The 7,312-nt window shown below is 60.7% G+C and carries 9 protein-coding genes; 6 read left to right on the plus strand and 3 right to left on the minus strand.

Annotated elements, in window-relative coordinates:
* Window position 1 precedes the first annotated feature (1 nt).
* On the minus strand, window positions 2-838 hold the full coding sequence (dapF, locus tag AC11W3_RS08145; RefSeq protein ID WP_484090935.1) for a diaminopimelate epimerase: 837 nt from the start codon (window positions 836-838) through the stop codon (window positions 2-4).
* Between the two features lie 134 nt (window positions 839-972).
* Between dapF and AC11W3_RS08150 the strand changes: the two genes are divergently transcribed.
* The 3 genes from AC11W3_RS08150 (at window position 973) to larE (ending at window position 2,840) form a co-directional block, all read left to right on the plus strand.
* On the plus strand, window positions 973-1,182 hold the full coding sequence (locus AC11W3_RS08150) for a hypothetical protein (RefSeq protein ID WP_484090934.1): 210 nt from the start codon (window positions 973-975) through the stop codon (window positions 1,180-1,182).
* Between the two features lie 112 nt (window positions 1,183-1,294).
* Entirely contained in the window at window positions 1,295-1,753 is a 459-nt protein-coding gene (locus tag AC11W3_RS08155; protein WP_484090933.1) for an RrF2 family transcriptional regulator, read from the plus strand.
* A 280-nt stretch (window positions 1,754-2,033) separates the two neighbouring features.
* Window positions 2,034-2,840 (plus strand): ATP-dependent sacrificial sulfur transferase LarE, encoded by an 807-nt coding sequence (gene larE / locus AC11W3_RS08160; RefSeq protein WP_484090932.1) that lies wholly within the window; start codon window positions 2,034-2,036, stop codon window positions 2,838-2,840.
* 31 nt (window positions 2,841-2,871) lie between these two features.
* Here larE and AC11W3_RS08165 read toward each other — a convergent pair whose 3' ends face one another.
* Window positions 2,872-3,303, minus strand: a complete 432-nt coding sequence (locus tag AC11W3_RS08165) for an Hsp20/alpha crystallin family protein (protein ID WP_484090931.1) — start codon at window positions 3,301-3,303, stop codon at window positions 2,872-2,874.
* Between the two features lie 102 nt (window positions 3,304-3,405).
* Window positions 3,406-3,579, minus strand: a complete 174-nt coding sequence (locus tag AC11W3_RS08170) for a hypothetical protein (protein ID WP_484090930.1) — start codon at window positions 3,577-3,579, stop codon at window positions 3,406-3,408.
* 186 nt (window positions 3,580-3,765) lie between these two features.
* Between AC11W3_RS08170 and AC11W3_RS08175 the strand changes: the two genes are divergently transcribed.
* The 3 genes from AC11W3_RS08175 to AC11W3_RS08185 form a co-directional block, all read left to right on the plus strand.
* The gene (locus tag AC11W3_RS08175) at window positions 3,766-3,942 is read left to right on the plus strand and encodes a DUF4177 domain-containing protein (RefSeq protein ID WP_484090929.1); all 177 of its coding nucleotides are present in this window, start codon (window positions 3,766-3,768) and stop codon (window positions 3,940-3,942) included.
* Window positions 3,939-6,614, plus strand: a complete 2,676-nt coding sequence (polA, locus tag AC11W3_RS08180; RefSeq protein WP_484090928.1) for a DNA polymerase I — start codon at window positions 3,939-3,941, stop codon at window positions 6,612-6,614. Before AC11W3_RS08175 ends, polA begins: the two co-directional genes overlap by 4 nt.
* Window positions 6,615-6,884: 270 nt before the next feature.
* Window positions 6,885-7,312 (plus strand): PilZ-like domain-containing protein (locus AC11W3_RS08185; protein ID WP_484092790.1); only part of this gene is annotated, 428 nt, incomplete at its 3' end.

Here is a 7,312-nt window from a genome sequence, read left to right on the forward strand (position 1 = left end):
TTCACAGCTTTATCTCTCCGCTGAAGACTTCCACGGCCGCGCCGGTCATGTAGATGTTGCCGTCTTCGGCCCACTCCATCTCCAGGTCGCCGCCGGAAAGGTGGTTCAGGATCTTCTTGTCGGTCAGGCCGTTGAGGACGCAGGCGGCGGTGACCGCACTGGAACCGGTGCCGCAGGCCAGTGTCTCGCCGGCGCCGCGCTCCCAAGTCCGCTGACGGACTTCGGTGCGGGAGATGATCTGCACGAACTCGACGTTGGTGCGGCGCGGGAACATCTCGTGGTTCTCGATCAGCGGCCCGTACTTCTCTACCTGGAAGGACTCAACGTCGTCCACGAAGATCACGCAGTGCGGGTTCCCCATGGAGGCGCAGGTGATGTTGAAGGTCGAGTGGAGTATGTTGAGCGGCTCGCTGATGACCTTTTCCTCGCCATCGCCGGTCATCGGGATCTCCCTCCTGGTGAGCCTCGGCGGTCCCATGTTAACCCGCACCTTCTCCACCTTGTTGTCGGCTGCGGTGAAAAGCTGCAGCGTCAGGATGCCAGCGCCGGTCTCGGCGGTGATCTCCTTCTTGTCGACGATGCCATGGTCGTAGGCGTACTTCGCCACGCAGCGGATGCCGTTGCCGCACATCTCGCTCTCGGAGCCGTCAGAGTTGAACATCCGCATCCTCACGTCCGCCTGGTCGCTGGGCATGATCAGGATCAGGCCGTCCGAGCCGATCCCGAAGTTGCGGTTGGAGACCTTTACGGCTACCGCCGCCGGATCCTCCACCTTCTCCTCAAAACAGTTCACGTACACATAGTCGTTGCCGGCACCCTGCATCTTTGTGAATTTCATATGGAAAGCCCCCAATCAAAAGTGTCCTACTCTAATAACAAAAACGGTTCTGTCCAACAAGAAAAAACCGAGTTGCTTGACCCGGACGGGCTCTTTTAAGTAAGATCGGGAAAACGATGGGCCATGGAGGGTGTATGGAGCTGAAAAACAGGATCTGGATGAACGGGAGTCTCGAGTGGTATGCCTATATCGGCGACCTTGAAGTCTTTCTCGGTTCGCGCGAAGTGCCGAGCCCCCTCGAGGAGGGAGACAAGTGGACCAATGTCTACGGTGACGTCTTCCAGGTGATCAGCGGCGAGATCGTGCACCTGGAGCGGATAGAGCCGCCCCAGCGCTACTGGTAGGAAGACGCACGAGGCCGGTGGACAATGCTCCGCCGGCCTTTGTTAATATTCTTGACATGATACCTGTGGTATTGTAGGCTCGCTTATCTACCTAGTGCGGGGGAATACCACCATGAGACTTTCCACCAAGAGCCGCTACGGTTTGCGGGCACTCTTCGACATCGCCTATAACGCCGGGGCACAGCCGGCCCAGATCCAGGACATCTCGCGCAGGCAGGAGATCTCGCCTCGCTACCTGGAGCAGATCTTCCAGGGCCTGAAGAAAAGCGGCATTCTGAAGAGCAAGCGTGGCCCGCAAGGGGGCTACTGCCTGGCCAAGTCTCCCGAGGAGATCACCGTCCGGGCGGTAATAGAGGCAACCGAAGGGGATACCCTGATCGTCGACTGCGCCGGCAAGAAGAAGGGGGAGTGCAATTTCGACGGCAGCTGCGTGACCCAGACGGTCTGGGAGGAGTCGAACTCGAAGTTGAACGAGTTCTTCGAGTCCATCACCTTGAAGACCCTTTGCGACCGCGGCGAGGCGCTGGGCATCAAGCGGGAGCAGGATCACCGCTTCATGTACTTCATCTAGGGTAATAACCAGCGGCCGGCGTCCCCGCAGGAGCGCCCTTCCGGGCGCGAAACCCCACCGCCCACTCCTGGCAGCTCTCTTTCCTCATTCACTCTCAGCGGCACCTTCATCGCAGCGACAATAAAGATTCCCTCTCTCCCGGAGGGTAGCCGCAGGCCGGGTGAGGGAAGCCGCCCCAGGATGGGTCCCCGGCTCCGGTGAGCCGCGCTCACCTAGTCCTCTCCCGCAGGGCGAGGGGACCTGCTTGTCAATTTCATCACTAGTTCTACTCAGAGGAACAATGGAAGCTCTAAACGATAAATACCTGAAGCTGCAGGACATCCTGCGCGAGATGGGGTCTGTGGTGGTGGCCTTTTCCGGCGGGGTCGACTCGACCTTCCTCCTCAAGGTCGCTCAGGACACCCTCGGCGGCGAGTCGGTCTGTGCCGTCACCGCGACCTCTCCCACCTACCCGGAATCGGAGTTTGCCGAGGCCAAGGGCCTGGCGGCGATGATCGGGGCGAGGCAGCTGGTGATCGTCTCGAACGAGTTGGAGATCCCGGGGTTCAGCGGGAATCCGAAAGACCGCTGCTACCACTGCAAGAGCGAGCTTTTCCGCCTCTGCACCGACAAGGCCGGGGACCTCGGATTTGCTTTCGTCGCCGACGGCAGCAACACCGACGACCTGGGTGACTACCGGCCGGGACGGACCGCCGCCTGCGAGATGAAGGTGCGTTCGCCCCTTCTGGAGGCGGGGCTGTCCAAAGGTGATATCAGGGAGTTAAGCCGCGGGCTGGGGCTTCCGACCTGGAGCAAGCAGGCTTACGCCTGCCTGGCCAGCCGCTTCCCTTACGGGACAGAGATCACGGAGGAGCGGCTCAAGCAGGTGGAGAAGTGCGAGGAGTTTCTCAAGGGTGAGGGGTTCACGGTGTACCGGGTGAGGTTCCATCTGGAAACGGCGAGGATCGAGCTCTCCGAGGCGGAACTCCCGCGCATGCTGGAGCCGGAGCTGAGGTGCCGGGTACATGACTTCTTCCGGTCGGCAGGTTTCACCTACGTGTCGCTCGATCTCAAAGGTTACCGCACCGGGAGCATGAACGAGGGGTAGATATGGGCGATGCGGGCGTACATCGGCTAGCTCAGCCGGCGACGGCTGCGGCCCGGCCGGATAGCTTCGGTATCGTTATCGTCAGAACGCCATTTTCGCAGGCGGTGCTCATCTTCCCGGAGTCCAGCTCGGATGGGAGCGACAAGCTGCGCTGGAAGGGGCCGAAGTAGCGCTCGATCCTGTGGAAGTTTTCCTTCCTGATCTCCTCGGTGTGCGTCCTCTCCCCCTTCACGGTCAGGGTATTTTGGTCCAACCTGATCTCGATCTGGTCCTGCTCCATATCGGGAAGCTCGACCTTGATAGTGACGTTCTCCTGGTCCTCATAGATGTCGACAGGAGGCTGCCACACCCCTTCCTTGATCTCCTCGCCGATCTCCCTGGTCCACGCCATGTCCAGCAGGCGGTTCATCTTGTCCTGCATGCTGCGCAGCTCGCTCAGCGGGTTGTACCTGACGATCGCCATCGTCGCCTCCGGTGATTTGAGAAGAATTCTGCTACCACGAAAAGCAAAAGGAGGGGGCCTTTTCTCCAAGCCCCCTCCCCCTCGTTACCTATCCTCTTCGCTTCAAATCCGTTTTCCTTTCGGCACGGTATGTTTGATTTTTTTCGAGCCATCGTAGAGGGCGTTTTTGACTAGTCCCCTCTGCGCCTTCAGGTCTTTTTTCTCGTAACTCATCTCCAGGTTAGTTTCGACTTGCTGTGCCAGTTCGTCAATGGTCTCTTCTTCACTTTTAGCCATGCTGAATCCCCTTTTACCCTGTTCTGAGACGTTGACACTGTGTACCTTGACCTAACGCGCGACCCCCTTGTTGAAGTTTCCCAAATCATAGCAGTTTCACCTATTTTTGCAATAGTACATTTCGCCTTGAAGCCCCGCTTCTTATCGGCTACTATGGCGGGAATAACCTTATTATAAGGAGCACTTATGCTGCAGTACAAGGTCGTCGAGCTGGGCCACGTCTCGGAGGACGCCGTGGAGGAAACCCTCAACGAATGGACCCGCCAGGGGTGGCGTTTCGACTCTCTCCAGTTCGCCATGCGGGAGTCCAGCAGGCGTCCGTCCATGGCCTTCGTCATCTTCACCAAAGAGGTGGCCGAGTGACGCAAAAAGAGACACTTTACCTGCTGGATGGTTCCTCCTATATCTACCGTGCCTACTTCGCCATACGCCACCTGAGTTCCCCCAAAGGATTCCCCACCAACGCCCTTTACGGCTTCACCCAGATGCTCCTGAAGGTGATGAAGGACCATGCGCCGGGGCACGTGGCGGTGATCTTCGACGCCGGCAAGACCACCTTCCGGCACGAGATATTCCCCGAGTACAAGGCCACCAGGTCGGCCATGCCCGACGACCTGTCGCCGCAGATCGAGCCGATCAAGCAGATGGTGAGGGCCTTCAACATCCCGGCCCTGGAGCTCCCCAACTTCGAGGCGGACGACATCATCGGGACCATCGCCAAGAAGTGCGAGGCCCAGGGGATGAAGTGCGTCGTGGTCACCGGCGACAAGGACCTGATGCAGATCGTCACGAAGGACGTGACCCTGCTCGACACCATGTACGACAAGACCTACGGGATCGAAGACGTGCGGGAGAAGTTCGGCATCGGTCCCGAGCGGGTGGTGGACTTCCTGGCCCTCAAAGGGGACAGCTCCGACAACATCCCGGGGGTACCGGGGATCGGCGACGTGACCGCCAGGAAGCTCCTGCAGGAGTTCGGCTCCCTGGATGAATTGCTGGCCAGGGCTGGCGAGGTCAAGGGGAAGAACGGGGCGCGGCTGGTGGAATTCGCCGAGCAGGCGCGGCTGTCCCGTACCCTTGCCACCATCGACTGCAACGTCCCCATTGACTATTCCTTCGAGGACTTCGCCATTTCCCCACCCGACAACAGGCGGCTCGCCGAACTCTTCCGGGAATACGGCTTCACTTCCCTGATGAAGGACCTGACCAGTTCGCCGACCCTCTCCTGCGACGAATATCACGTGGTGCTGACCGAGGCCCAGTTGCGGGAGCTCGTGGACCGGCTCACCAAGGCGCCGGTATTCGCCATCGACATCGAGACCAACAGCCTGAATCCCATCGGCGCCCACATCGTCGGCTTCGCGCTTAGCTGCAAGGCTCATGAGGCATGGTATATCCCCGTCGGCCACAGCTACCTCGGGGCTCCCGAGCAGCTCTCCCAGGCCCGGGTGCTGGAGCTGCTCGCTCCGCTGCTGACCGATCCCTCCCGCCCGAAGGTCGGCCAAAACCTGAAGTACCACTACCAGGTGCTGCGCCAGGCCGGGGTCGAGATGAAGGGGATGTGGTGCGACACCATGCTCGCAGCCTACCTGATCAACCCGGCACGCAGCAACCAGGCCCTCGATACGCTGGCGCTTGAATTCCTTGACCACCGGATGATCTCCTTCCCGGAAATGGCCGGAAGAGGGAAGGGGCAGCTCAACTTCTCCGAGGTCGACCTGGACCGCGCCGCACCCTACGCCTGCGAGGACGCCGATGCCAGCTTCCTGCTGCACCAGATCCTTTTGCCCAAGGTGAGGGAGCAGGGGATGGAGCGGCTCCTCATGGAGACGGAGATGCCGCTCCTGGAGATCCTGGCGAAGATGGAACTGTGCGGGGTGAAGCTGGACCTGGAGCTCATGAAGGAGCTTTCCACCAAGTTCGGGCGGGAGCTGGTCGAGCTGGAGTCGCGCATCCATGAGCTGGCCGGCGGCCCCTTCAATATCAACTCGCCGAAGCAACTGGGCGAGATGCTTTTCGTGCGCATGGGGCTTAGCGTCGGCCGCAAGACCAAGGGCAAGACGGGGTGGTCGACCAATGTCGAGGAGCTGGAGCGGCTGGCCGAAGAGCACGAGGTCGCCAGGCTCCTCCTGCAGTACCGGAGCATCTCCAAGCTCAAGTCGACCTACACCGACGCCCTCCCGAGACTTGTCGATCCCGTTACCGGTCGCGTCCACACCTCGTACAACCAGGCCGTCACCAACACCGGGAGGCTGTCGTCGAGCGAACCGAACCTGCAGAATATCCCGGTCCGCGGCGAGGAGGGACGCGGCATCAGGCGTGCCTTTGTGGCCGAAGAGGGTTGTGTCATTCTTTCCGCCGACTATTCACAGATCGAGCTGCGGGTCCTGGCCCACATGTCGGGAGACCGGGTGCTCAGGGAGGCCTTCGCCGCCGGGGAGGACATCCACCAAAGGACGGCGGCCGAGGTCTTCGGCATGATGCCGGGGCTGGTGACCTCGGAGATGAGGCGGCAGGCCAAGGTGATCAACTTCGGGATCATCTATGGCCAGGGCGCCTTCAGCCTCGCCAAGGAGCTGGGGGTGACTCCGAAGCAGGCCAAGGCCTTCATCGACAGCTATTTCGAGCGGCATTCCGGCGCACGCACCTTTCTCGATAGCTGCATCTGCGAGGCGGAAGCCTGCGGATTTGTCACCACCATCCTCGGGCGCAGGCTGACCATTCCGGATATCGGCAGCAAGAACGGCAATATCCGCGCCTTCGCCCAGCGAAACGCCACCAACTACCCGATCCAAGGGTCGGCCGCCGATATCATCAAGGCAGCCATGATCGCAGTGACCGAGCGGATGCGGCGGGAAGGGCTGAAGAGCCGACTGATCATGCAGGTGCACGACGAACTGGTCTTCGAGGTCCCGGAGAACGAGCGCGTGGCGATGGCCGAATTGGTCCGGGCCGAGATGGAGGGGGCGCTGCCGCTGGCGGTGCCGCTTAAGGTGGACCTGAACTTCGGGGCCAACTGGAGTGAGGCGCATTAGAGGCCGGTTAAGGGCTAAGGGCTAAGGGCTAAGGGCTAAAGGCTAAAGGCTAAAGGCTAAAGGCTAAAGGCTAAAGGCTAAAGGCTAAAGGCTAAAGGCTAAAGGCTAAAGGCTAAAGGCTAAAGGCGAAGGGATCCGAGATTGCACCTCATGGTTTCCAAGGTAGACTCATCTACATTAGAGGGACGGGACTGTGAGGAAGGGGGGGCTCGGGCCATGGGGCCCTTCAAATCCCCAGTCCCCAATCCCCGACACGAACCAGGGGGGCGCATGTCCGGGGATGCGGGGGGCAGAGCCAGGTTGTTCCAGGCCGGAAAACGGGTCAGGATCGGGGTTCATCTGGCGGATGGGGAGGCTCCCTTCCAGGAATGGGCCGTGGTCTGCGTCCTGAGGGGCGACCTTTTGGAGGTGGAACTATCCCGCGACTCGCTGCCGCAGCAGGTCTCGCTAGATGCCGGCGGGATCGTACAGGTTGGCGTCCTCGATGAGAACACCCGCCTGGGCTGCAGCGGCCGCATCGTAGCCTGGATGGCCGATGGCCACCTGGTGTTGCGCCTCCTCGATGACCCCTCGCCCTTCGAGCCGCGCGAATTTTTCCGCCAGGACCTGAACCTGGCGCTGGAGTACCGGCTGCCTCCCTCCCAGTTCCCCCAGGAGATCAAGGAGCACTGGCGGCAGTCGCGCTGGGCCATGGAGTT

It is taken from the genome of Geomonas sp. (assembly GCF_056994735.1).

Bases quoted from the DNA above. Each gene is read 5' to 3' on its own strand.
- dapF (WP_484090935.1), bottom strand. From the start codon at position 838: ATGAAATTCACAAAGATGCAGGGTGCCGGCAACGACTATGTGTACGTG.
- AC11W3_RS08150 (WP_484090934.1), top strand. From the start codon at position 973: ATGGAGCTGAAAAACAGGATCTGGATGAACGGGAGTCTCGAGTGGTAT.
- AC11W3_RS08155 (WP_484090933.1), top strand. From the start codon at position 1,295: ATGAGACTTTCCACCAAGAGCCGCTACGGTTTGCGGGCACTCTTCGAC.
- larE (WP_484090932.1), top strand. From the start codon at position 2,034: ATGGAAGCTCTAAACGATAAATACCTGAAGCTGCAGGACATCCTGCGC.
- AC11W3_RS08165 (WP_484090931.1), bottom strand. From the start codon at position 3,303: ATGGCGATCGTCAGGTACAACCCGCTGAGCGAGCTGCGCAGCATGCAG.
- AC11W3_RS08170 (WP_484090930.1), bottom strand. From the start codon at position 3,579: ATGGCTAAAAGTGAAGAAGAGACCATTGACGAACTGGCACAGCAAGTC.
- AC11W3_RS08175 (WP_484090929.1), top strand. From the start codon at position 3,766: ATGCTGCAGTACAAGGTCGTCGAGCTGGGCCACGTCTCGGAGGACGCC.